This is a genomic window from Hyphomicrobium sp. B1 (assembly GCF_049532635.1).
Taxonomy (GTDB): Bacteria; Pseudomonadota; Alphaproteobacteria; order Rhizobiales; family Hyphomicrobiaceae; genus Hyphomicrobium_B.
In genome coordinates this window covers 948,859-973,309 of the sequence record NZ_CP134871.1, presented here as the reverse complement: position 1 = coordinate 973,309, position 24,451 = coordinate 948,859, and the positions used below count along the sequence as shown (strand labels likewise).

The following is a 24,451-nucleotide window of genomic DNA, read 5'->3' as shown; positions in this document are numbered from 1 at the left end:
GCGTCAATGACCGAGCGCTTCCGCGACAAGTTGACTTCAAGACTTTGATTAACGGCCTTTTTTCCTGAGCCCGGCAGCCAAGAGGGCAAAAAGCGCGAGAATGGCGGCAAGGAGCCAGTCACCGAGGCGCGCATAGGGGGGTAGCGGCACGGCTTTGGGCAGGGTGCTGTCGATCTGGCCACGGACATCGAGGCCAAGGGACGCCAGGACACGGCCGAAGGGATCGACGACGCCCGATATCCCATTATTGGCGGCCCTGACGAGCGGAGCGCCTTCTTCGACGGCTCGGACGCGGGCCTGATGGAAATGCTGATACGGCCCGGTCGTCTCGCCGAACCAGCCGTCGTTGGTCACGTTGATCATGACGCCGGGATGCTCGTGGCCCTGAACGACATTCCCGGGAAAGAGCGCTTCATAGCAAACGAGGCCTAAAACCGGGGGCAGGCCGGGAATGTGCATCAGCGGGCGCGGTTCGGGGCCGGTGGCGAAGGAGCCGCGGCCCTGCGTCAGTTTTTCGATGCCGATGGCGGAGAGCGTTTTCTCATAGGGCAGGTACTCGCCGAACGGCACCAAATGGGTTTTGTCGTAGGTCGCAATCGGCTGGGCCTTCTCGTTCAGCACCAGAATGCTGTTGAGCGTGCGCGTCTCAGGCGTGATTGGCGAACCGGGAGGCAGCGTCGGATCGTGACGGAGCGCACCGGTGATCAGCGTCGTGCCGGGAGGCAGGATATTCGCGAGAATGTCGAGCGCGACAGGGGCTTCAAGGGGGAAGAACGGCATCGCCGCTTCGGGCCAAATGACGTGGGTGATGCCCTGAAGCGAATCCATTTTGCCGGAGGGGTTCGTCAGCGACAGCGCGACGTGATCATCGAAGATGCGGCGCTGGTACTCCGCCATCCATTTTTCGCGCTGGGGAACGCTCGGCTGTACGATGCGCATTTTTACATTCGGGACGAACTCTTGCGGCGATTGCAGACGCCAGACACCGTAAGCCCACAGCAGGCCGATCGGCCCGACGGCGAGAAGCAAGGCGGTTGAGACGGTACGCAGGGGCGGGCGTTTGCGCTTGTCGCTCAGGGCGACGAGCGGGGCGGGAAAGACAAACAACGCAATCGCCGTCAATCCATAGGCGCCAAACAGTGCCGCGCCCTGCATCAGCGGCAACGGATAGGTCAGCGCGTAGCCCGGCAGGTCCCAGGGGAAGCCTGTCAGGATATGTCCGCGCAGCCATTCGACGATTGAGAGTGCGATGGCAAAGACGAAAACACGCGAAAGGCCGTCGCTCCAAAACAGTCGCGCCGCTGCACCGCCAATGCCCCAGAACAGCGCAAGCCCGGCAGGCAGGAGCGTAATCGCGAAGGGCAAGAGCCACGCAAACTTATCGGCTTCGACGAGGAACGCTTCTCCAATCCAAAAGAGATTGCAGAAGAAATATCCGAAGCCGAACAGCCAGCCGGCGCCAAAGGCACGTCGCCAATTCGCGCTGCCGTCGATCAGCCAGATGAAGACGGGAAGCGTCAGAAATAGAATGGGCGTCACGAACATCGGCGCGAACGCCAAGGCCGAAAGGCCGCCTGCCGCTATTGCAAGTAGCACGCGCCGCCAGCCGCGGAGCGCGATGATTTTCACGCGCATGCGCGCGATGAGCGGCGGTTGTTCCGGCGCGATGGCTGGTACGGCGTCCATCACGCCTTCGGCGCTTCGGGCAACGACTTGGTGTTGGTCAGAGGCGGACGCGGCGGATGGATTTTCAGTTTTTTGACGCGACGCGGGTCGGCGTCGAGAACTTCGAACTCAACGCCGGTCGGGTGGCGAATCAACTCACCGCGCGCCGGTACGCGGCCAAGCATCGAGAAGATGAGGCCGCCAATCGTATCGACGTCGGTTTCTTCGTCGTCCGGAACAAGCTTCACGCCAAGGTGTTTTTCGAGTTCCTCGATGGGCGTGCGGGCGACGGCGACGATGCCGAGTTTCGGATCGACGATGATGTTCGTTTCGTCGTCGTCGTCATGTTCGTCTTCGATGTTGCCGACGACCTGCTCGACTAGGTCCTCAATGGTGACGAGGCCATCGGTGCCACCGTATTCGTCGACGACAAGCGCCATGTGGATGCGTGTCGACTGCATGCGGATGAGAAGATCCACGGCCGGCATCGAGGGCGGCACGTAGAGGATCTGCCGACGGATCTTCACCGTCGTGATCGGCTTGTTGAGGTCGATCGCTCGCAGATCGAACAGGTTCACCGGCGCCGGAGCGTCGGGATCGACTTTGCCGTTTTTTGACGACTGGCCGGTTGCTTCGGCCATCAGCCAGCGCAGCACATCCTTGATGTGGATCATGCCGCGCGGATCGTCGAGCGTTTCGCGGAACAGCGGGATGCGCGAGACACCTGCCTCGTTGAAGGTCTGCAGCAGCTCCGAGATCGGCTCGTTCTCATCGAGCGCCGTGATGTCGGCGCGCGGCACCATCAGTGAAGCGACGCGGCTTGAGCCGAACTGGAGCAGCCGCTCCAACATCTTGCGTTCGGCTTCCGTGAAATTGTCGGTGCCGCCGGTCTTCAACGCGCCTTCGAGCGCGTCGCGAACGTTCTGCGGGACCACCAAGCCCAGCTTCGACCGCAGCAGGTGAAGCCAGCCCAGGGAACCGAATGCCCGCGCCTCATCGGCTAAACTATCGGACAGAGGCTTATCTTGTGTGTTGTCAGTCATGGTCATGGGTTGAAACCCGGTCACTCACTTGTACCGGTTTCCAGCTCGCCCGTGTAGGGATTTGCGATGCCTAATTTAGAAAGTATATCTATTTCAATGGCTTCCATGCGTTCCGCATCTGCCGTGGTTTCGTGATCATAGCCTAAAAGATGCAGCACGCCATGGACGACCAAATGCTGCAGATGATGCGCGATTGGGACGCCTTGCTCGGCGGCTTCTCGCTCGACCGTTTCAAGCCCGAGGATTATGTCGCCAATCTGACCGTCGGGCGCCCCGTCCCCAGCCGGAAAAGATAAGACATTCGTGGGTTTAGGCTTGCCGCGGAAGCGGCCGTTGAGGTCGGTGACGATCGCGTCGGAAGACAGGGCGACGGAAACAAAACCCGGTATTTGTCCCTCGGCTGCCGCAACGGCAGCTTGGGCAGCGGTCTCGATCAAATGATCGAGATCAGAAATCTGCGACCAGTCCCCGTCGTCCTCAACGATTTCGACCTCGAAGACGGGCTTAGCCGCATTTGGTGACGCAGGCATTGGTTCACTTCGGCTTTTCGTAGGCGTCGACGATCTTGGCGACGAGGTCGCGGCGGACGATGTCGCCAGCCATGAAGTTGATGATGGAAATATCGTCAACTCCTGCGAGCAGCTCGACAGCTTCGACGAGGCCGGACTTGGTGCCGAACGGCAGGTCGACCTGGGACGGGTCGCCCGTCACGATCATTTTCGAGCCCTCGCCGATACGGGTCAGGAACATCTTCATCTGCATGCTGGTCGTATTCTGCGCTTCATCGAGGATGACGAAGGCATTCGACAGCGTACGGCCGCGCATGAAGGCGAGAGGCGCCACTTCGATGACGCCGGTTTCGATGTCGCGTTCGACCTTTTCAGGCGGCAGGACGTCGTACAGGGCGTCGTAAAGCGGGCGAAGATAAGGGTCGACCTTGTCGCGCATGTCGCCGGGCAGGAAGCCCAGACGCTCACCGGCTTCAACGGCGGGGCGAGACAGGATGATGCGCTCGACGAGACCGCGCTCGAGGCAATGGGCGGCGAATGCCACGGCGATATAGGTTTTGCCGGTACCGGCAGGGCCGACGCCGAACACGAGATCCTTCTTCTGGATCGCGCGCATGTATTCGCTTTGCGTCGGGGTGCGGGCTTTAACGACCTTGCGGCGCGTCGCGATCTGGGCCTGCCCGTCGCTGTCAGAGCCTTCGGTCCGGGCGTGGCGGATCAGGCCGTCGATATCGCCGGCGCCGACCGCCTCGCCTTTGCGGATGCGGGCGTAGAGGCGTTCCAGAACGTTTCGGGCGATGTCACAGGCGGCGGCCGGGCCAGTCAGGATGACGACGTTGCCGTGAGCGTGGGCATCAATGCCTAATCGATCTTCAATAAGGGCCAGGTGGCTATCGTATTCCCCAAGCAGCTGCGTGAGCAGCCGGTTGTCTTCAAAGGGTACAACGACGCGAGCAGTTTCAAGTTCGGCCTTGCCGGCGGGGCTGGGCCGTCTCGATGCTGACGCGGAGGACCCGCGGAATGCTGCCAATCCTGACTCTCCTTTGGTTGCGATTTTTCTACGCGCAGAAGTCAAAATCGAATCGACCGTAGAAGCAACGTTAGCATGCGGAATATGCCTTCGGCACAGCGAGGTGTGGTTAACGCACAACAAGCGCGGTTCACCCCTATCTTCCGATTATGCTGCCGCGATGACACCCGACAGGCTGACGCGGCGAACATCGGTCACGGCCACGTTTGCCGTGGACCCCACGAGGTCGCCCTCGGCGGCCACGTGAACGAGCTGTAGATAGGGTGTCCGGCCGACAAATTCACCCGGCTGGCGGCCACGGCGTTCAAACAGCACCGGAACAATCGTGCCGAGGGCCTGGGCGTTGAAGTCGGCCTGCTGGTCGTCCAGCAACGCCTGAAGGCGCTGGAGACGTTCGGATTTGACCTCTTCGGGGACCTGATCCTCGTGGGTTGAAGCCGGGGTTCCGGGGCGGGGGCTGTATTTGAAAGAAAAGGCCTGAGCAAAACCGACTGCCCTGATGAGCGAAAGGGTGTCCTCGGCATCCTGGTCGGTTTCGCCGGGAAAGCCGACGATGAAATCGCTCGACAGGGCCAGGTCGGGGCGGGCGGAGCGCAGGCGGCCGATGAGGTCCAAATATTCCTCGGCGCGATGCTTGCGGTTCATGGCAGTGAGCATGCGGTCGGAGCCCGACTGCACGGGCAAGTGCAGGAACGGCATCAACTGGGGAACTTCGGTATGGGCGGCGATCAGATCGGCGTCCATGTCGCGCGGGTGGCTTGTGGTGTAGCGGATGCGTTCGATGCCTTCGATATCCGCCAGCCTGCGGATCAATTCGGCGAGGCCGATCGTGCGGCCGCCAGGGCCTTCGCCGTGATAGGCGTTGACGTTCTGGCCAAGCAGCACAAGCTCTTTGGCTCCTGCCGCGATCAGCTCTCGGGCTTCGGCTTCGAGCTTCGCGAGAGAGCGCGAAAACTCAGCGCCGCGTGTGTAGGGTACGACGCAGAAGGTGCAGAACTTATCGCAGCCTTCCTGCACGGTCAGAAATGCGGATGGCGACGACACGCGGCGCGGCGCTTTCATGCGCTCGAACTTTTCGTCGCCGGGAAATTCGGTTTCGACGATGTGCTCGCGGGTATTCGCGGTGCGTTCGATCAGTTCGGGCAAACGATGATAGCTTTGCGGACCGATGACGAGATCAACCGCAGGCTGACGGGTTGTAATCTCGCGGCCTTCGGCTTGCGCCACGCAGCCTGCCACGGCGATCACGGTTTCCTTGCCGTCGCGCTTTCGCGCATCCTTCATGTCACGAATGCGGCCGAGATCGGAATAGACTTTCTCAGCGGCTTTCTCGCGGATGTGGCAGGTATTGAGGATGACGAGATCGGCGCTAGCTATGTCGTCCGTTGCGGCATAGCCGTCGCGCGCCAGCGCCTCCGTCATACGCTCGCTGTCGTAGACGTTCATCTGGCAACCGAAGGTCTTCAGAAAATAGCTTTTGGTGTTCGGGCGCTGCACGTCGATATGCCAATTAGGATTGGGGTTTTGCCTCAGGCTTCCTGAGAGGCAAGCGCATAGCACAGAATAGTCCGGTTATGTCCATTTCTCGCTGCGGGCCGCGGGCAAGCCCAGTTTCTGGCGGCGGATTTCCTGGCTCGGCTCGACGGGAACGAGACCGGGGTCGCCGGGGCGGCCGCGGAGAATGCCGAGGACGGCGGAACGTACGGCGCGTTCGGTCTTCAGCGCCAGGTCCTTGCGATCCTTGAATTCCGAAAGCGGGACGGGCGGGCTGATCTTGATCGTTGCCGTGATCGGCCCGGATTTGAGCACCCCCCAGGCATGCGAGGTCATTTCCATGTCACCGTACCAACCGATGCGCGGGCGGTCGGCGCGGGTCAGGGGGACACCGCGGAGGTGGGTGTAGACGACGGCCGCGGTCTGTACGACGGCGTCGCCGTTGCCCGTCGCGCCTTGGCCCGAGACTGCACCGAACAGAGATGTCTTGAAGGGCAGTACGCGATTGCCGTCGCTCGATGTGCCTTCGGCGAACAGTACGATGGTGTCGCCGAGTTTCAGCCGTTTCATGATTTCGATTGCGGCGTCGCCGGTTGCTTGTCGTCGCGTGCGATCGACGAAGACGGAGCGCTGAAGCCGCGCGAGCGCCGAGACGAACGGCCAGCTACCGACTTCGAGCTTGGCGACGAACGATACCGGCGCGACGGCAGAGAGCACCGGAATATCGAGCCAGGAGGTGTGATTGCAGACGAGCAGCACCGGCTTGTCGTCAACGACCTGTCCTTCGATTTTCAGTTTGACGCCGAGAATCCGACAGACGTTGCGATGATACCAATTGGGAAAGCGGCGGGCGGCGGCGGGCGAAACCTTAAGCAGCAGCGCCTGCACCGGCATCAGCGGCAGCGTGAAGCCGAAGAAGCCTGTAAGAACAGCCGAAGCGCGGAGCGATCCCTGTGCCATCTGGCCTAGCCTCTCCGGGCGGACGACTTCTTTTTTCCGAGCGGCACGCCGTAGAGCTCCAGTCGATGGCCGACAAGCTCGAAGCCCAGCTCACGCGCGACGCGCTCCTGTAGCGCCTCTATCGCCGAGTTGGAAAATTCGATCACGCGGCCGGTTTCGATATCGACCAGATGGTCGTGGTGCTCTCTGGGCGCCGGTTCGTAGCGGCCGCGGCCATGACCGAAGTCGTGGCGTTCCAGGATGCCCTTTTCCGAGAAAAGCTTCAGCGTGCGGTAGACCGTCGAAAGCGAAATGCGTGCGTCGACGGCGACGACCCGCCGGTGCACCTCCTCGACGTCGGGATGATCAGTTGCTGCCGATAAGACCTGGGCGATGACGCGCCGCTGGCCGGTCATGCGCAGGCCATACTCCGTGCATCGTTTTTCGATGGATGTCTCGGACTTCGCCGAAGGTGCGGTCATGACGATCAAGCTTTGGCTGAAGACGATTCCTCATCGCCCGAGTATGGCGGCCATATAGGCTGTGGCAAGGCTTCGCGTCTATATCGACGCTAGGCTTTCGCGGCGTCGAGATCGAGAACGAGCGTCAAAGCATCGACGGCTGTGCTGCCGGGGCGTTCGTAATAACGCTTGCGGCGTCCGGCTTCGGTAAAGCCGAGTTTGCGATAAAGCGCGATGCCGCCTTCGTTGTCCTCTGCAACTTCAAGGAAGATGCGTTTGGCGCCGCCACGGCGGGCCGCCCGGCTCAAGCCCTCCAGCAGACCGGTGGCAAGGCCGACCCGCTGCCAATCGGGCGAGACGCCAATGGAAAGGATTTCGGCTTCATCGGCGGCGAGCTGGCCGATGACAAAGGCAATGACGGATTTTTTCTGGCCGCCGGCGACGGCGATCAACGAAGTGGCGGCGGGGTGTTCGAGCAGGCCCTTGATCGCATCGGTGTCCCAGGCCGGATTGAAGAGTTTAGCGTGCAGCGCCGCGATTTCCTCCGCTCGATCCGGCGACGCCCAAAGCATGCTTGCGTGTTTCACGTTCCGAAACGGCGTGACGTTCGTCATGCACCGGCTCCGAGGAACGGGCTTGGGGCAGGCGGCTTGGCATCGGGCGGGCGGAGATAAAGCGGGCGGAGGCTATCCGTTACCGGCATCTCGCAGGCCGGAAACAGCAGATCGAGGGCATCGGGCAGCAGGTCCGGCAGGATCGCCGTTGCTTCGATGCCTTCGCGGTTGGCGGCTGCGGCAAGCGCTTCAGCACCGGAACCGGCGACGACGATGGGCGCTGTCCCTAAGGCTTTTACCGCGTCGGTGATTGCAAGGCATTGCGGAGCGGCAAGGCTTTGCAGCGAATGGCGATCGAAAACCTCAATATAAACTTCGTCACGCCGAGCGTCGGTCGCGATAGCGACATTGCGAGTCGGTGCTGCGGGTATTCTCGGACTCATCGCCATAAGCTTGAGGCTCGAAATCGCGACGAATTGAGCGTCCGTCGCGAGAGCAAGCGCGCGCGCTGCAGAAACGCAAATGCGCGTGCCTGTAAATGTGCCCGGTCCAAACGTGACCGCAATGCGGTCGAGCGATTTGAATTTCAGGCATGCTTCGGCCATGACCATTTCGATCATGGGCATCAATCGCTCGGAATGGCCGCGCTGCATACCCTCGAATGCGAACGAAATGCCGGGGGTGAGCGAACGAAGCCCCCGGCCCGCCGCGACGGAGCAGGCATCAAAACAGGTATCGAGCGAAAGAATATTCATTCCGGGCGGCTTTTTATACGATTGATGCCATTTCGTCGAAGCTAAATCGTGGCGAACGTGGATAAACACCCGCCGGGTCGCCATATCCCAGATTACATAGGAAATTCGCCTTTATGTCGGTTCCAGCGAAGAACTCGGCGTCGACGGCGGCATTGTTAAAGCCTGACATTGGCCCGCAATCCAAGCCAAGCGCGCGGGCCGCCAGAATAAAATAGCCGCCTTGCAGGCTGCCATTTCGAAATGCCGTCGTATCGGCGTGCTCTTTTTTGCCGACAAACCAGCTTTTGGCGTCTGCCGGCGGATAGAGGCGCGGCAGATATTCGTAGAATTTCAAGTCGTAGGCGATAATCGCGGTCGCGGGTGCGGCCATTGTTTTATCGACATTTCCAGGGCTGAGGTGCGGTTTTAGACGCTCTTTCGCTTCTGGCGATTTCACGAAAACAATTCGAGCGGGCGAACAGTTGGCGCTCGTCGGACCCCATCTCATATGCTCGACAATCTGCTTCAATAGATCGTCAGGCACGTCGCGCGGCTGCCATTTATTGTTTGTGCGTGCCTTATCAAACAATTGATCGAATGCGGCATGATCGAGTGGTGTGGTCATTTCCATTTCCGTGGTTGTTTTTAGGTCCAGAAACGAAGAACCCCGCCGAGGCGGGGTTCAAAGGAAGAAATTCTCAGTTTAGATCGGTTCTACGGCCTGCACTTCCGGCAAGAAATGCTTCAGGAGATTTTCGATGCCGTGCCGCAGGGTCGCGGTCGAGCTTGGACAGCCTGAGCAGGCGCCGCGCATGTGCAGGTAGACGACACCGTCGCGGAAGCCTGAGAAGGTGATGTCGCCGCCGTCCTGTGCGACAGCGGGGCGCACACGGGTTTCGAGCAGCTCCTTGATCGTGGCGACGATCGATTCGTCCTGCGGATCATAGTTTTCGGCGCTGCTGTCGTTAGCGTCTTCCTCGTCCGTTGCCGCGGCGCCGGACATGTAGTGTTCCATAATCGCGCCGAGGACCATCGGCTTCAGGTGCTGCCACTCGATGTTGCCTTTGGTCACCGAGATGAAGTCTGAGCCAAGGAACACGCCGTTGACGCCGTCGATCGCGAAAAGCCGGGCCGCAAGCGGTGAGGCTACAGCGTCGCCTTTCGAGCGGAAATCGGCGGTGCCGTCAGCGAGGACGTCACGGCCGGGGATGAACTTCAGCGTTGCCGGGTTTGGCGTCGCTTCGGTCTGAATAAACATGCTGGCCTCACTTCGTGTCCGATGCCGAATGAGCATCGCCCGCCGGCGGGTGATTGGAACGCTTCTAATATAGGTACGCCAAATCGCCGTGTCGAGGTTATCGCCCGGCTCGGATTTGTGGCCAATTTAGGCCAATGCCTTGATTTCCGCGAGTGAAAGTTGGCCCGGCACGACCGTTACGGGAACCGCAAATCCGCCGCCCGCACGGCCTGCCGCCAGGGATGCGACAAGGGGTCCGGGGCCTTTGGCGTCGATAGACGCGCCGAGCACCAGGATCGCGATGTCTTCGTCTTCGGCGATGAGCTTGTTGACCTCTTCGGGCGTGCGGCCTTCGCGGATCACATCTTCGGTTTCGACAGCCTCGAAACCAGCGTGGGCGAGTTTGCGGCGGAAGAGGCGGAACAGGGCCTTGGCTTTCGTCGTCTCTTCGTCGATCTGCATCTGACGGACGCCCGCCCAGTTCTGCAGCTCGCTCGGCTCGATGACGTAGAGCATGATGATCATGCCCGAAGAGCGCTGGACGCGGCTCGCAGCGTAATAGAGCGCGCTTTCGACTTCCTGGCTCTCGTCGACGACGATCAGGAACTTGCGGCGATGGCCTTCTTCGAATGAGCGACGCGGTTTCATGGTCCGGATGCTGCCACTCCCGCCCTGCGGCCGCAATGGCGGCAAGTGCTGCCGCCATATGCAACTTCAGGGAACGTGTGGGTAAGCGATCAGCTGCGGATGAAGCCGACGATATCCTTGACCTTGTCCATGATCGGCGACGCGATTTCGCGGGCGCGCGCCGAGCCGTTACCCAGGACGCGGTCGATCTCGGCAGGATCGGCTGACAGCCGCTTGATCTCGATAGCAATGGGTTCGATGCGGGCGACGAGCACGTCCGCCAGGACCTTCTTGAACGACGAGAACTGCTGACCGCCGAACTCGGCGAGAACGGCATCAACGGGCTTATCGACAAGCGTCGCGTAGATGCCGATCAGGTTTTCGGCTTCCGGGCGGCCTGCGAAACCTGTCTCGTCGCTTGGCAGCGGTTCGGGATCGGTTTTGGCTTTCTGGACCTTTTTCGCAATCGTATCGGCGTCATCCGTTATGTTGATGCGCGAGAGGTCGGATGGGTCGGACTTCGACATTTTTTTCGTGCCGTCGCGCAGGCTCATGACGCGCGTCGACGACCCGGTGATGACGGGCTCCGGCTGGGGGAAGAAAATGCCGTCGGCGAAGCCGTTCTCGATGATCGAAGCCGAATAGTCGTTGTTGAACTTTTGTGCGATATCGCGAGCGAGTTCCAAATGCTGCTTCTGGTCTTCGCCGACGGGAACGTGCGTCGCCCGATAGGCGAGAATATCGGCGGCCATCAGGTTGGGATAGGCATACAGGCCGACGGAGGCCTGCTCGCGATCCTTGCCGGCCTTCTCCTTGAACTGCGTCATGCGGTTGAGCCAACCCAAGCGGGCGACGCAATTGAAGATCCAGGCGAGTTCGGCGTGGGCGGAGACCTGCGACTGGTTGAAGAGGATGCTCTTCTTCGGATCGAGACCGGCGGCGATGTAGGCGGCCGTGACCTGACGGATTGCCGTTCTCAGCTCAGCGGGGTCCTGCGCTACCGTGATCGCATGCAGATCGACGACGCAATAGATGCACTCGTGGGTGTCCTGCATTTTGATCCAGTTGACCATCGCGCCGAGATAGTTGCCGAGATGCAGGCTGCCTGTCGGCTGCATGCCCGAGAAGACGCGCGGCGTGATTTTCATGGGATCCGTACCGGTGTTGAAATGATTTGGCGGCCTTATCGCGTGCATGCGGCCGCCGCGCAAGTCTTGCGCATTGCCTAACGTTGCTTGCGCACCAGACGGCCGAGTTGACCGACCGTCATGACGCCGGTTGCCAAGATGATTAGGGCGTAAATGATCAGGCCGGCGCCGATCTCGATCCCGAGAATCGAGGCTTTTACCAAAAACCCCGTGTCATGCCCGTAATGGGGCGACAGCCAGTGGCTGATGGCGAGGAGGGCCGCCACCATGACCGCGCTGGCCAACAGGATCAGGGGGAGGTTGCGCTTGATGCGGCTGTCGGCGACGAAATCGCTGTGGCGGCTCAGTGTGGCCCACAGCAGATAGGCGTTGAGCCAGCCACCTATTGCCGTTGCAATGGCGATGCCGAGCTGCGGCAGCATGCCGAGATGGCGGAACAGGAAAAACAGTCCGATCGAGCCGATGGTATTTGCCGTCAGGCTGATCACGGCGTAGCGCATCGGCGTCTTGGTGTCTTCGCGAGCGTAATAGGCCGGTGAAAATACTTTGATCATCACGAATGCGGGCAGGCCGAGTGCAAACATCGCCAGCACAGACGCCGTGACGTGGGTATCTTTCGGGCCGAAAGCGCCGCGCTCGAACAGCACGCGGACGATGTCGGTCGGGATCGCGGCGAGTGCAAATGCTGCGGGTACCGTCAGCAGCAGTGCGAATTCGAGCGAGCGGTTTTGGCTGTCCATTACGGCCGCCGTGTTACCGGCTCTGAGTTGGCGCGCGACGTCGGGCAGCAGCACGATGCCGACCGCAATGCCGACAATTGCGAGCGGCAATTCATAGATGCGATCGGCGTAATAGAGGTGGGACACGGCGCCCGGCTGAAGCGATGCGATGATCGTTCCGATGGCGATGTTGAGTTGGGTTACGCCGCCGGAAATGACGCCTGGGATGCCGAGCCGGACAAGGTGGCGAACGTCGTTCGTCAGTCGTGGCCGGCGGATGCCGAGACGCATCCCAGCCCGGTGCATGCCCCATATCAGCACGGCGAGCTGCAGAAAACCGGCGACGAAGACGGCCCAAGCCTGGATGATGCCGGCTTCCGGTTCGGCCTTGTAGCCCATCCACATCGAGACCAGCGTCGCGACCATCATCACGCCGTTGAGCACGATCGAGACGGATGCGCTTTCGACGAAGCGGCCGACCGAGTTCAATGCACCCGACATCAGCGCGACAAGCGACATGCAGAGCAGGTACGGCATCGTGATGCGGGTCAGCAGCACGGAGAGATCGAATTTCTCTGGTCGGGCGTCGAAGCCGGGCGCCAACCCGTACATCAGAAACGGCATCGCAATTTCAGCGACGATGGTAACGATCAGCAGCACGAACAGGAGGCCCGCCATCGCGTCTTCGGCGAAGCGTCGGGCAGCTTCGGGGCTGTCGCCTTCGAGTTTTTTTGCGAAGATTGGCACGAACGCCGAATTGAATGCGCCCTCGCCGAAGAGGCGGCGAAAGAGATTGGGGAAACGAAAGGCGACGACGAAGGCGTCCGCGACCCAGCCCGATCCAAGCGTGGCGGCGATCAGGATATCGCGCATGAAGCCGAAGACGCGGCTTAGCAGCGTCAAGCCGCCGACGGTGGCAAACGATTTATAAAGTTTCATCGAAAAGGTTCGCGTCGTGCCACAAAGCAGATTTGCCCTCTTAAACCGGCTTCAGGCCGTAGACATCCGGCAATTTGATGGCCCGGCGGCTGCCTTGTGGGCCGTGGCCGTGAAGTCACGCGCCGGCACAAGCATCAAACTCTGGCGGGCTCGGTCGCGCTTTTCGGGCGGGCCGGATCGAGGATTGATCTGAGGCGCGACCGCAATGTGGCCTGCCTGGTCTCGTTGACGACCTGCTTGCCGAGGAGGTCAGTGACGTAGAAGACGTCGACAGCTTTTTCGCCGAACGTCGTCACGTGTGCGGAGGAAATGTCGAGCGAAAGGTCCGACAGTGCCGACGTCAACTCATAGAGAAGACCGGGGCGATCGCGCCCGGACACTTCGAGCACGGTCAGGCGATCCGACAGCGCGTTGTTGATGACGACTTCGGGTTCCACCGTGAAGGCTTCGACGCCGCGCGTGCCGATGCGTTTTTTCTTGAGCAACGTCGATAGCCGTTCTTTGCCGTTGAGCAGGCTTTCGATGGTGTTGATGATGCGGCGAGATCGGCGCAGCTCATCCTCGTCGTCCTGGAATTCGCGATTGAGCAGGAAGGTATCTAGCGCGTAGCCGTCGCGGGTGGTCGTGATATGAGCGCCGGCGATGTTGGCGCCCGCGGCGGCGCATGCACCTGCAAACAGCGAGAGAAGACGGGGATGGTTTGGCGCGAAGACCGTCAGCTCGGTGATGGCAGTGAAGGCATCGGTCTTGATGTTGGTCGCGAACTTGCCGCGCGATTGCATGGCATCGCGCAGGACATTCGCATGCGCGATCTGCGTCGAAAGATCGGTGCGAAGCCAATAGTTCGGATAATGCCGGTCGATAAAGTCGTCGACGACGTCTGCTGGCCAATCGACGAGTGCCTGACGGAGTGCCGCCTGCGCTTTGTCGATGCGTTCGTCGCGCGGAATCTGGGTGTGGCCGCCCGCCACGAGCGGTTCGGTTTCATGATAAAGTGTGCGTAAAAGCTGGCCTTTCCAGCCGTTCCAGACGCCGGGGCCGACGGCGCGAATGTCGGCGCAGGTCAGCAGCAGAAGAAGCTTCAAGCGCTCCGGGCTTTGTACGATGTCGGCGAACGCGCGGATGGTGTCGGGATCTGAAATGTCGCGTGAGTGCGCAAAGTTGCTCATCGTCAGATGCTCTTCGAGCAGCCAGGCGACGAGATCGGTTTCGGCTGCCGTCAGCCCGAGCCGCGGGCATAGCTTGCGCGCGATGCGGGCGCCGACGATCGAGTGGCTTTCCTTCCGGCCCTTGCCGATGTCGTGGATGAACGCGGCGACAAGCAAGGCGCGGCGGTTTTGGATCGACGAGAAGATGGCCGTGCAAAGCGGCAGTTCGGATGCAAGCTCTCCGCGCTCGATAGCAACGATGTTGCCGAGCGTGCGCAGCAGATGTTCATCGACCGTGTAGTGATGATACATATTGAACTGCATCATTGCGACGATGCGACCGAATTCCGGCAGGAAGCGGCCGAGGACGCCAGCGTCATTCATGTGCCGGAGCGAGGCTTCGGGATTACCCTTCGCCGTCAGCAGCGAAAGGAAAATGGCGTTGGCCTCGGGGTCGTGGCGCAGCTTGTCGTCGATCAGGCGCAGCGAACTACGCAGCAGCCGGATGGCGTCGGGATGAAGATACGCGCCGGTGTTCGCGGCCTGCGCAAAGAAGCGAATGAGATTGACCGGATCGCGCGCGAAAACCTCGCGGTCGGTGACGTTGAGCCGATCGTTGTCGATGCGGAAATCGGTTTTTTCGCGGACTTCGCGGCGCGTTTTCCAGCTTAGCGGGCTCAACAGGCGCTTGTAGCCGGGCGATGTTTTCAGCTGCTGCATTTCCAGCGCACCGCATAGAATCGTCGTCAAGTCACCGACGTCCTTTGCGATCAGAAAGTAATGCTTCATGAAGCGTTCGACAGCGCGGAGACCTTCACGCGACGTATAGCCGAGGTTCTTCGCCATCGCGGGCTGAACTTCGAACGACAAAACCTCTTCGGCGCGGCCGGTGAGGAAATGCAGAAAGCAGCGCACGCGCCACAGAAAATCTTCGCAGCGGCGAAACGTCTGGACTTCTTCCGGCGTGAAAATGCCAGCTTCGACGGCGGCGGCGCCGACTTCTTGGTTGAAGATGTATTTCGACAGCCATTGCAGCGTGTGGAGATCGCGCAAGCCGCCCTTGCCGTCCTTGATGTTGGGTTCGACTTTGTAGCGGCTTTCGCCGGCCCGGCGCGTGCGCTCATCGCGCTCGGCCATCTTGGCGTCGATGAATTGGCGCGCGGTGCCTTTCACGACTTCGGCGCGGAAGCGATCCTCGAATTCGGCAAAGAGTTGCGTGTCGCCGAGGATCAATCGGGAATCGAGCAGTGCAGTGCGGATGGTAATGTCGGCCTGGCTGAGCTTCAGGCATTGATCGACCGTACGCGTCGCATGCCCCACCTTGAAGCCCAGATCCCAGAGCATCAGGAGCATGTATTCGACGACACTCTCGCCCCACGGCGTCTGCTTGTAAGGAAGCAGAAACAGCAGGTCGATGTCGGAGCCCGGCGCCAGCAGTCCGCGGCCGTAGCCGCCTGTCGCCACGATCGCCATACGTTCGGCGTCGGAGGGATTGGTGGCGCGATAAACATGCGTCACCGTGTAATCGTAAATGAGGCGCAGCAACTCGTCCTGAAACAAGCTCAGGCCCGCGGCGCAGCGGCGACCGTTGCCGTCGGCTTCAAGCGCCGTGCGGGCAGATTCGCGCGCATTCTTGACGAGGCCTTTGAGGCTTTCCAGCACCTTGGGGCGCGCTTCCGCGTGCGAGGCGTTGCTGGCATTGAAATGCCCCGTCAACTCGCGGCGGGCGGCGAGCCGGTCAAAATAGGGCGGCGGGGTAAGGACGTTCACGGTATCGTCGGTCAAGGCTTCGTCTTCTTCAAATTTTCGGCCAGAGCCTTGAGTTCATAGAGCTTCTCGAGCGCCGCTTTGGGCGAGAGATCGTCAGGATGCATGTTCAAGAGCAGCTTTTCAACGGCAGAAGGCTCATCATTGGCCGACGCGCCGCCTGATGCGCCTTTGGGCCGCGCCACGGAGAATAGCGGCAGATCATCGATGCTTTCGTCCCCGGCTTTGGGCCGGCGGTCGGCTTTTTCAAGGCGGGCGAGCACTTGGCGCGCTCTGGCGACGACAGGATCGGGAAGGCCTGCGAGCTTTGCCACCTGGATGCCGTAGGAGCGGTCGGCCGCGCCGGGCTTCACTTTGTGCAGGAAAACGATGGTGTCGTGCCATTCGGCGACGTCCATCGTGACGTTGGCGATGTCGTCGAGACGGCGGGCGAGTACGGTCAGCTCATGGTAGTGTGTGGCAAAGAGGGCGCGGGCCTTCGTTACGCCGTGGAGATATTCGACTGTCGCCCACGCAATCGAAAGCCCATCGAAGGTTGCGGTGCCGCGGCCGATCTCGTCCAGGATGACGAGCGAGCGTTTCGTCGCCTGATTGAGTATCGCAGCCGTTTCGACCATTTCGACCATGAAAGTCGATCGGCCGCGCGCCAGATCGTCGGAGGCGCCGACGCGCGAGAACAGCCGGTCGACGACGCCGATGTGGGCTGCGCGCGCGGGCACGTAAGAGCCCATTTGCGCCATCACAGTTATGAGTGCGTTTTGGCGCAGGAACGTCGATTTGCCGGCCATGTTCGGACCGGTTACAAGCCAGATGCGGGCATCGGGGAGTTCGTTTTCGTCGTCCCGTGCTTGCGGCGTTCCGCTACGTCCGAGAATGCAATCGTTTTCGATGAATGCCGATCCGCCTTGCTTCGCAAGTGCCTGCTGGACGACGGGATGGCGGCCGCCGCGAATTTCGAAGGCGGACGTTTCGTCGATGGATGGGCGCACATAGCCCTGTTCCAGCGCGAGCGATGCCAGAGACGCGTAAACGTCGAGTTCGGCAAGCGCGGCGGCCGCTGCGCCAAGCGCGTCTGTTGCGGTTGAGATGTCTTCCGTCAGCGACGTGAAGATTTCTTGCTCAAGATTGAGTGCGCGTTCGCTGGCGGATGCAATCTGGCCTTCGGTTTCGAGCAGTTCGGAGGTCGCGAAGCGTACCGCATTTGCCATCGTCTGGCGGTGACGGAATCGCTCGGATAGCGGCGGCGACATCAGCGGTTTGGCGTTGAGTTGCGTCACCTCGATGTAGAAGCCGAGAATGTTGTTATGGCGCACGCGGAGCGTCTTGATGCCCGTTTCCTCGATGTAGCGGGTCTCAAGCTCAGCCATGACACGGCGGCTGTCGTTACGCAGAGCGCGTGCCGCGTCGAGATCGGAATTGTAGCCTTCGCGGATGAAACCGCCGTCGCGGCGAAGCAGCGGCGGATCGTCGACAAGGGCATTCTTCAACGCGTGAGCAAGGGCTGCCGGAACGGCCTCAAGACGCGTGCTGATGGATTGCAGCTCGGGCGGCAACGGGAGCGGGGTTGCGGCGCGGTTCAGCATATTCGCGGCGTTGGATGCTGCGTCTATGGCGTCGCGCACGGCGGCAAGATCGCGCGGGCCGCCACGGCCGAACGTCAGTCGCGGAAGGGCACGCGCGAGATCGGGCGTGCCGCGCAGACAGTCACGAAGTTCGTCCGTCAGACGCCGGTTGTCGACGAGAAAGGACACAGCGTCGAGCCGAGCTTCGATGGCCGCGGGCGCGATCAGTGGGCTCGCAATTCGGGCTTGCAGTTCACGTGCGCCGCCGCCGGTAATGGTGCGGTCCATCGCGGCAAGCAAGGTCGAGGATTTGTCGCTCGACGTCGATTTCACGAGTTCGAGGCTGGCGCGGCTGGCGGCATCAATGAAGAGGGCCTCGCTCCCCGACCGGCGCGGGGCTTGCAGCAGCGGCTTTCGCCCCATCTGCGTCAGGTCGACGTATTTCAGAACGGCGCCGACGGCGGCGAGTTCGCTGCGTGAAAACGAACCGAAACCGGCGAGATCGGCGACGCCAAGGCATTCTTTGAGATCGCGTGCGCCGGAAGCGCTATCGAAATAGGCGGATGGAATGGGCGTCGTCTTGCCGCCGGAATAATCGACCGTCCGTGTGAAGGTTTCCATGCCGATGAGCGTGTCAGCGGCGAGAACTTCGCTCGACGCCAGGCGGATCAGCTCGCCGGAAAGATCGACGCCTGACACTTCCGAGACCTCGAATTCGCCGGTCGAAATATCGATCGAGGCGAGCGCGACGCGGGCGTCCGGGAATGCGAGACCCAACTCAGCCGGGGTGGCGAGGAAAACGGCCGTCAGGTAATTGCGCGCCTTGGCGTCGAGCAGGGCTTCCTCGGTCAGCGTGCCGGGGGTTACGAGGCGGACGACGTCACGTTTGACGACGGCCTTGGCGCCGCGTTTCCGCGCCTCGGCTGGGTCTTCGAGCTGCTCGCAAACCGCGACGCGGTGCCCTTGCTTGATCAACCTTTGCAGATATTCGTCGGCGCGGTGCACGGGGACGCCGCACATTGGGATGTCCTCGCCCCGATGTTTGCCGCGCTTGGTCAGAACAATCGAAAGCGCCTCGGAGGCGATGACCGCATCGTCAAAGAAAAGCTCATAAAAATCGCCCATCCGATACCAAAGGAGACTATCGGGATTGGCCGCTTTGATTTCTAGGTATTGGGCCATGGAGGGCGTGGCCTCGGGCGTCGCGGGCGTAGTGCTGCTCTGCGACACTTCGGCAGGCGCCGACGGCGCCGATTCTGGCCGCCTGCTCTTGCGCGGCTCGTCGGTTCTGGACATCAAGAGATTACGTTTCAAATTGCCCTGTTCGGCTTTACGAAAGGCGCGAAAAGGAACGTCTCGCCGCCCCATCCAAGCGCTGGATATGCATAGGTTGCCGTCCCGGCTCCCGCAACCTATCGTGCCGGCCCTTATCCCCTGATGTGTGTTTGGGCAACACTGCCCTGGCGCACGAAATCCTGAACGGTCAACATCATGCCCTCCCTTCACCGCGCAGCCCACGTGACGGCTCAAGAAGCGCTTGCATTCCATGCCAACGGCAAGCCCGGCAAGCTCGAAATTACGCCAACGAAGCCGTTGGCGACGCAGCGCGATTTGTCTTTGGCATATTCTCCGGGCGTTGCCATTCCAGTTCAGGCCATCGCCGAAAATCCGCGCGATGCCTACGCCTACACGAGCAAGGGCAATTTCGTTGCCGTGGTGTCGAATGGCACCGCCATTCTGGGGCTTGGAAATCTCGGGGCGCTGGCAGCGAAGCCGGTGATGGAAGGCAAGGCGGCGCTGTTTAAGCGATTTGCTGACATCGATTCCATCGACCTGCTCGTCGATACGCCCGATCCGGATGCATTCATCAATTCGGTGCGTTATCTCGGGCCGTCGTTCGGCGGCATGAACCTCGAAGATATCAAGTCGCCCGATTGCTTCGTGATTGAAGAGAAGCTCAAAGAGCTGCTCGATATTCCCGTTTTTCATGACGATCAGCACGGGACGGCCATCGTCGTTGCAGCAGGCGTACTGAACGGATTGCGCGTCGTCGAAAAGGATATCGGCGACGTGAAGCTCGTGTGCGCCGGCGCGGGTGCTGCGGCGCTCGCCTGTCTCAATTTGCTCGTGAAGATAGGTCTCAAGCGCGAGAACATCTACGTCTGCGATATCAAAGGTCTCGTCTACGAGGGTCGCAAGGAGCTGATGGACCCCTATAAGGCGCCTTTCGCTCAGAAGACGAACGCTCGGACGTTGAGTGACGTCATCGGCGGCGCCGATATTTTCCTCGGACTGTCGGCGGCCGGCGTGCTGTCGCGAGAGATGGTTACGCAGATGGGGCCAAAGCCGCTCATCTTTGCGATGGCCAACCCGGATCCTGAGATCACGCCGGAAGAGGTGAGGTCGGTACGTACCGATGCCATCATGGCGACCGGCCGTTCGGACTACCCGAACCAGATCAATAACGTTCTGTGCTTTCCATTCATCTTCCGCGGCGCGCTCGACGTGCATGCGACGACGATCAACGACGCGATGAAGATCGCGGCTGCCGAAGCGATTGCGGCGCTGGCGCGGGCCGAGGTTCCCGATCAGGTTGCGGCGGCGTTTCTTGGCGAGCGCCCGACGTTCGGTCCTGGATACATCATTCCGGCGCCGTTCGATCCGCGCCTGCTGCCGCACGTCTCCGCCGCTGTCGCGAAAGCGGCAATGGATTCGGGCGTTGCGCGCAATCCGATCGTCGATATGGAAGGCTACGTTGCACGCCTCAATGCGCGGCTCGATCCGGTGCAGGGCTGGTTGCAATCAACGTTCGACGCAGTTCGTAACGATCCCAAGCGCGTGGTGTTTGCCGAAGGCGAGGAGCCTGCCGTTATCCGTGCGGCGCATACGTTCTTCCAGCAGGGCTATGGACAGCCTATCCTGATCGGGCGGAAGAAAGTCGTCACCGATCGCTTCCGCGAACTCGGCATTCCGCTTCGCCGGGAATTCGAGTTGATCGACACGAGCGAGTCGCCGTTCCTCGATGAGTTTACCGAGTTTCTTTATGCGCGATTGCAGCGGCGCGGGTATTTGAAGCGCGACTGCGAGCGTCTGGTCACCAATGAGCGAAATATTTTCGCCGCGCTGATGGTCGTGCACGGGCATGCCGATGCGCTGGTGTCCGGCGTGACCCGCAACTGGACAAGCGTCTATGCCGACATCCACCGGGTCATGGACGAGAAGCCCGGCCGCCATGTGATCGGCGTGTCGCTGGTGCTGATCCGCGGCCGCGCCGTGCTCATCGCCGACACGAGCATTCACGATTTGCCGACAGGCGAGCAGATTGCAGATATCGCCGTCGAAGCGGCGCGGGCTGCGCGTTATTTCGGCATCGAGCCGCGAGTGGCGTTGCTTGCCTACTCAACCTTCGGGCAGCCGAAAAGCGAGCGTTCGGAGCAGGTGCGCCAAGCCGTGCGGCTTCTCGACGAGCGTCTCGTTGATTTCGAGTACGACGGCGACATGGCGGCCGACGTCGCGCTCAATCGCAGCCTGATGGAGCACTATCCGTTCTGCCGGTTGTCGGACACTGCAAACGTTCTGGTGATGCCGGCGTTCCACGCCGCGTCGATCTCGACGAAGATGATCAAGGAGCTTGCGGGTGCAACGCTGATTGGGCCGATTGTTACCGGGCTGTCGCATTCGGTGCAGATCTGCACGTTCGGTGCGACGGACGCGGACATCGTCAACATGGCGGCGCTGGCCGCGTATGGTGCGGGGAAGGAATAGCGGGCTATTTCTGGCCGCTCACACTGATCCTCTCCCAACAGGGCGAGGGAATTTTCAGGTCGGAGGCGATCAGGCGTCGACGGCAATGCGGCTCTTGGTTTCGGCCGGGGCGCCGTAGTGGTCGAAGTAGCGCGGATCGATTTTTGCGACCGGCATGATGACGAGCACGTCGGTCGTGCCGAACTGCCGGTCGATCACGGCGCCGTCCCCGAAATAGGCCCCTAAGCGCAGATAAGCCTTGATCAGCGGCGGCATGGCTTTCAGCGCTGCCTTCTGATCGACGTCGGCCATCGGCATCAGGTTCATCGAGACGCCGAGCGGATCGCGGGCACTGGCGCGCCATTCGAGCGGCGCCAGGGCTTTGTGATGCAAGTAGCTCAGCGCCATCTTGTGGTCTTCGAGGTCGATGCCTTCGAAGCTGGCGCAGCCGATCATCACGTCGATGCGATTTTCGCGGACGTAAGTCCAAAGGCCGTGCCACAGCAGTTCGACCGATCGCTTGCTGCGATAGGGGGCGAGCACGCACGAGCGGCCAAGCTCCATGAAGCGGTGGGTCGCCGCCTTGCTTTTGAGAAGAGGGGCGATGTCGTATTCGCCGGCGGAATAAAAGCCGGGGCCTTGCTCGGCGATTTCCTGGCGAAGAATGCGGTAAGTGCCGACGACTTTCGGACGTTCAGGACGACCGGCGCGTCCGGGCATTGTCTTATCGAGATCGACGACAAGAAGATGATCGCAGAGCGCGTCGTAGGCGTCCTCATCGCGACGTCGAAATTGCGCGAGGCGGCTCGGCACCGCCGACATTTCTTCGAAAAAGACCTGATAGCGCAGACGTTGCGCAAGCTTGATCTCGGTCCAGGTGCGGGCCAACCGCACTTCCAGATTGCCGACGCGGCCGTACACCTTTGGCTCGATGTCGCGGGCGAAGCCCTTGAGGCGGCGGGCGGGAGCGCTCAGCGCTTCAATGGCGGCAAGGCCCGCCGGGAGCTTTCCGAGACGGCCGGGCTTACGTTTGCTTCGGTCTGCAATTGCCTGCCACATCGGATGGAAATCCCTACGGTGCTCTAGCACACGCCGCTAGCACGATTCCGTGACAGTTTTTAGATCGAAACGTCCGCTGATCAAGCCGCAGGTGGGGCGGCGCGAAGGGGCTGGGGTGCCCACCTGAGAAGCAGGTCGTGGAGATTGCGGGCGTCGAAGGGTTTGGCGAGGTAGTCGTCCATTCCGGCGGCGTGGCAACGGTCGCGGTCCTCGGCGAAGGCGTTCGCCGTCAGCGCGATGATCGGCGGACAGGAAAGGGCCGCGTCCTTGCGTTCCCGATAGAGCGCTTTGATCGATTTGGTGGCCATGATGCCGTCGATCTCGGGCATCAGGACGTCCATCAGCACGAGGTCGAAAGCAGGACGTTTGCGCTCCAGCACTTCCCACATCACCGTGATTGCGGAACGTCCGTCCTCGACCACGGTCGCCGTGCCGCCGGCGCGTTCGATGATTTTGCAGGCGAGGAGGGCATTGATCTGGTTGTCCTCGGCGACCAGAACGCGAAACGGCGGGCAAGGAGCGCGGCGGAGGGCAGTTTCGGAGCCGTCTCGTCCGCTTTCCTCTGGCACGAGCGAACCGGCCGTGAGCGGCGGCGCGCCGGCAGCATGGAGTTCCACCCGAGCGGTGAAGACGGCGCCCTTGTCGGGGCCGGCCGAAGCGACGATGTCGCCGGACATGGCCTGGGCGATGCGTTTTGAAATCGCGAGGCCGAGGCCGGTGCCTGCCGGATTGCGGTTCATCGCGCTTGCGTCTTGCTCGAACTCGTTGAAAAGGCGGCGGGCCGCGTCGGGCGAGAAACCGATGCCGGAATCGGCGACTTCGATAGCGATGCGCACGGCGTCGGGATTGGCAGGGGGATCATTCGCAATGGAGATGCTGACGGAGATGCCGCCCGTGTCGGTAAACTTTATGGCGTTCGACAACAGGTTGAGGATGATCTGGCGCAGACGGATTTCGTCCCCCCGAACCCACTCAGGCACTGCGTCAGATATCGCCAAAGTCAACGTCAACTTCTTGGCGGCAGCATCTGGCGCCATGAGCTGCATCATCTGGGTCATGCAGTTCCGGAGCGAAAAGATCTCGTTCGCCAGTTCGAATTTTCCCGCCTCGATTTTGGAGAGATCGAGAATGCCGTCGATCAGACCGAGAAGGGCGCGAGCGGAATCTTCCGCAACGCGCGCATAGGTTCTCTGCTCGGGATCAAGCTGAGTATCGCGCAGTAGGCTGATCATGCCGATGATGCCGTTCATCGGTGTGCGGATTTCGTGGCTCATGGCGGCGAGAAAGCGGGATTTCTCGCGGTTGGCCGTCTCGGCGCGATCGCGGGCGCCGCGCAGCCGCTCTTCGATTTCACGCTCGACGGTGATGTCGCGGCCGACGCTCTGGATTTCGATGGCGCCGTCCTGGGTTAAGACTTCCGTTTCGTCCCAGGCGATCCAGCGTTTGCCGCGCCGCGTCGGCAGAAGCTCAATCGTTCGCAAGTTGGTGGCCGATATGCCGACCGTGGATTCGCTGCGCAGGATATGCGGCCGGAAGCGCGAGCCGAGAATGTCCTCGCTTCGCACCCCGAAGGCTTCAAGGAATGCCGTATTCGCAAAGACAAGACGACCGTCTTTCGCGCGGCGGACGATGAAGTCGCGCTGCGAATCCAAAAATTGGCGATAGCGGACGGCGTTGTCGGATAGGCGCCAATGCGCATCCTTGAGGTCTTCGATGTCATCGTCAGCACGCCTTGCATCACGTTGAGCGACGGGCGTTTTCTGACGCCACAATTTCCAGGGCGGCGTGACGCAAAAGATCGTGGCCGCGGTCAGCACCGCGACGCCAACAAAAGCGGCAGTGAGGCCGCTATCGAATGTCACGGCGCTCGAGACAAGGCCAAGGACAAGCAAAAGCGTGCCGATGATAGCCGCCGTTGACGCGCACACGCGCCATGTCCAAGTCGCTCGCCTGTTGTCGCCGGGCGATGGCTGCATGTCCATACGCTCCCCGACAGGTCGCGAGTAAATCAGTTTTCGAAACAATTTCTTTGGCCCCTAAATGCCGGGGCACAGTCGGCCAGTGCACTTTTA

General features: G+C 61.2%; 19 protein-coding genes. 1 reads left to right on the top strand and 18 read right to left on the bottom strand.

All coding sequences use genetic code 11. The annotated features are described in order from the left end of the window. Positions 1-48: 48 nt before the first annotated feature. The 16 genes from lnt to mutS all read right to left on the bottom strand — a co-directional run bounded on the left by lnt (position 49) and on the right by mutS (position 18,758). The gene (gene lnt / locus RLW55_RS04685) at positions 49-1,686 is read right to left on the bottom strand and encodes an apolipoprotein N-acyltransferase (protein WP_423415738.1); all 1,638 of its coding nucleotides are present in this window, start codon (positions 1,684-1,686) and stop codon (positions 49-51) included. Then, positions 1,686-2,714: a hemolysin family protein gene (locus RLW55_RS04680; protein ID WP_409561660.1), complete on the bottom strand. Its 1,029-nt coding sequence runs from the start codon at positions 2,712-2,714 to the stop codon at positions 1,686-1,688. Before RLW55_RS04680 ends, lnt begins: the two co-directional genes overlap by 1 nt. Positions 2,715-2,728: 14 nt before the next feature. Beyond that, complete coding sequence (gene ybeY, locus RLW55_RS04675; RefSeq protein ID WP_423415737.1) at positions 2,729-3,238, bottom strand: rRNA maturation RNase YbeY; 510 nt, start codon at positions 3,236-3,238, stop codon at positions 2,729-2,731. 4 nt (positions 3,239-3,242) lie between these two features. Beyond that, entirely contained in the window at positions 3,243-4,247 is a 1,005-nt protein-coding gene (locus tag RLW55_RS04670) for a PhoH family protein (RefSeq protein WP_423415736.1), read from the bottom strand. Positions 4,248-4,394: 147 nt separating this feature from the next. Beyond that, positions 4,395-5,744, bottom strand: a complete 1,350-nt coding sequence (gene miaB, locus RLW55_RS04665) for a tRNA (N6-isopentenyl adenosine(37)-C2)-methylthiotransferase MiaB (RefSeq protein ID WP_423415735.1) — start codon at positions 5,742-5,744, stop codon at positions 4,395-4,397. A gap of 75 nt (positions 5,745-5,819) precedes the next feature. Further along, a complete protein-coding gene (locus RLW55_RS04660; protein ID WP_409561663.1) occupies positions 5,820-6,701 on the bottom strand; it encodes a lysophospholipid acyltransferase family protein in 882 nt (293 codons plus the stop codon). Positions 6,702-6,706: 5 nt separating this feature from the next. Then, positions 6,707-7,162, bottom strand: coding sequence for a Fur family transcriptional regulator (locus tag RLW55_RS04655; RefSeq protein ID WP_024275044.1), 456 nt, complete (start codon positions 7,160-7,162; stop codon positions 6,707-6,709). 89 nt (positions 7,163-7,251) lie between these two features. Beyond that, on the bottom strand, positions 7,252-7,755 hold the full coding sequence (gene rimI / locus RLW55_RS04650) for a ribosomal protein S18-alanine N-acetyltransferase (RefSeq protein ID WP_409561664.1): 504 nt from the start codon (positions 7,753-7,755) through the stop codon (positions 7,252-7,254). Beyond that, entirely contained in the window at positions 7,752-8,450 is a 699-nt protein-coding gene (tsaB, locus tag RLW55_RS04645; RefSeq protein WP_423415734.1) for a tRNA (adenosine(37)-N6)-threonylcarbamoyltransferase complex dimerization subunit type 1 TsaB, read from the bottom strand. The genes rimI and tsaB overlap by 4 nt, the downstream gene beginning before the upstream one ends. Before the next feature lie 13 nt (positions 8,451-8,463). After that, positions 8,464-9,054: a malonic semialdehyde reductase gene (locus RLW55_RS04640; RefSeq protein ID WP_409561666.1), complete on the bottom strand. Its 591-nt coding sequence runs from the start codon at positions 9,052-9,054 to the stop codon at positions 8,464-8,466. Between the two features lie 78 nt (positions 9,055-9,132). Beyond that, positions 9,133-9,687 (bottom strand): NifU family protein, encoded by a 555-nt coding sequence (locus RLW55_RS04635; RefSeq protein ID WP_423415733.1) that lies wholly within the window; start codon positions 9,685-9,687, stop codon positions 9,133-9,135. A 126-nt stretch (positions 9,688-9,813) separates the two neighbouring features. Beyond that, positions 9,814-10,314 (bottom strand): universal stress protein, encoded by a 501-nt coding sequence (locus RLW55_RS04630; protein ID WP_409561668.1) that lies wholly within the window; start codon positions 10,312-10,314, stop codon positions 9,814-9,816. Positions 10,315-10,403: 89 nt separating this feature from the next. Next, positions 10,404-11,441 carry a tryptophan--tRNA ligase gene (trpS, locus tag RLW55_RS04625; RefSeq protein WP_409561669.1) on the bottom strand — a complete coding sequence of 346 codons (1,038 nt, stop codon included), beginning with the start codon at positions 11,439-11,441 and terminating at the stop codon, positions 10,404-10,406. Between the two features lie 77 nt (positions 11,442-11,518). After that, positions 11,519-13,099 carry a murein biosynthesis integral membrane protein MurJ gene (murJ, locus tag RLW55_RS04620; protein ID WP_423415732.1) on the bottom strand — a complete coding sequence of 527 codons (1,581 nt, stop codon included), beginning with the start codon at positions 13,097-13,099 and terminating at the stop codon, positions 11,519-11,521. Between the two features lie 134 nt (positions 13,100-13,233). Beyond that, on the bottom strand, positions 13,234-16,032 hold the full coding sequence (locus RLW55_RS04615; RefSeq protein ID WP_409561671.1) for a [protein-PII] uridylyltransferase: 2,799 nt from the start codon (positions 16,030-16,032) through the stop codon (positions 13,234-13,236). Continuing rightward, entirely contained in the window at positions 16,029-18,758 is a 2,730-nt protein-coding gene (gene mutS / locus RLW55_RS04610; protein WP_423416379.1) for a DNA mismatch repair protein MutS, read from the bottom strand. The genes RLW55_RS04615 and mutS overlap by 4 nt, the downstream gene beginning before the upstream one ends. Before the next feature lie 309 nt (positions 18,759-19,067). Here mutS and RLW55_RS04605 point away from each other — a divergent pair, with 309 nt between their 5' ends. Then, a complete protein-coding gene (locus RLW55_RS04605; protein ID WP_409561673.1) occupies positions 19,068-21,341 on the top strand; it encodes an NADP-dependent malic enzyme in 2,274 nt (757 codons plus the stop codon). Between the two features lie 69 nt (positions 21,342-21,410). Here the strand turns inward: RLW55_RS04605 and RLW55_RS04600 are convergent, their stop codons facing one another. Further along, a complete protein-coding gene (locus RLW55_RS04600) occupies positions 21,411-22,379 on the bottom strand; it encodes a GNAT family N-acetyltransferase (RefSeq protein WP_423415731.1) in 969 nt (322 codons plus the stop codon). Positions 22,380-22,459: 80 nt separating this feature from the next. After that, on the bottom strand, positions 22,460-24,355 hold the full coding sequence (locus RLW55_RS04595) for an ATP-binding protein (RefSeq protein ID WP_423415730.1): 1,896 nt from the start codon (positions 24,353-24,355) through the stop codon (positions 22,460-22,462). Positions 24,356-24,451 lie beyond the last annotated feature (96 nt).

Coding starts and splice junctions, on each gene's coding strand:
- lnt (WP_423415738.1), bottom strand. CDS start 1,686: ATGGACGCCGTACCAGCCATCGCGCCGGAACAACCGCCGCTCATCGCG.
- RLW55_RS04680 (WP_409561660.1), bottom strand. CDS start 2,714: ATGACCATGACTGACAACACACAAGATAAGCCTCTGTCCGATAGTTTA.
- ybeY (WP_423415737.1), bottom strand. CDS start 3,238: ATGCCTGCGTCACCAAATGCGGCTAAGCCCGTCTTCGAGGTCGAAATC.
- RLW55_RS04660 (WP_409561663.1), bottom strand. CDS start 6,701: ATGGCACAGGGATCGCTCCGCGCTTCGGCTGTTCTTACAGGCTTCTTC.
- RLW55_RS04655 (WP_024275044.1), bottom strand. CDS start 7,162: ATGACCGCACCTTCGGCGAAGTCCGAGACATCCATCGAAAAACGATGC.
- rimI (WP_409561664.1), bottom strand. CDS start 7,755: ATGACGAACGTCACGCCGTTTCGGAACGTGAAACACGCAAGCATGCTT.
- tsaB (WP_423415734.1), bottom strand. CDS start 8,450: ATGAATATTCTTTCGCTCGATACCTGTTTTGATGCCTGCTCCGTCGCG.
- RLW55_RS04640 (WP_409561666.1), bottom strand. CDS start 9,054: ATGACCACACCACTCGATCATGCCGCATTCGATCAATTGTTTGATAAG.
- RLW55_RS04635 (WP_423415733.1), bottom strand. CDS start 9,687: ATGTTTATTCAGACCGAAGCGACGCCAAACCCGGCAACGCTGAAGTTC.
- RLW55_RS04630 (WP_409561668.1), bottom strand. CDS start 10,314: ATGAAACCGCGTCGCTCATTCGAAGAAGGCCATCGCCGCAAGTTCCTG.
- trpS (WP_409561669.1), bottom strand. CDS start 11,441: ATGAAAATCACGCCGCGCGTCTTCTCGGGCATGCAGCCGACAGGCAGC.
- murJ (WP_423415732.1), bottom strand. CDS start 13,099: ATGAAACTTTATAAATCGTTTGCCACCGTCGGCGGCTTGACGCTGCTA.
- mutS (WP_423416379.1), bottom strand. CDS start 18,758: ATGGCCCAATACCTAGAAATCAAAGCGGCCAATCCCGATAGTCTCCTT.
- RLW55_RS04605 (WP_409561673.1), top strand. CDS start 19,068: ATGCCCTCCCTTCACCGCGCAGCCCACGTGACGGCTCAAGAAGCGCTT.
- RLW55_RS04600 (WP_423415731.1), bottom strand. CDS start 22,379: ATGTGGCAGGCAATTGCAGACCGAAGCAAACGTAAGCCCGGCCGTCTC.
- RLW55_RS04595 (WP_423415730.1), bottom strand. CDS start 24,355: ATGCAGCCATCGCCCGGCGACAACAGGCGAGCGACTTGGACATGGCGC.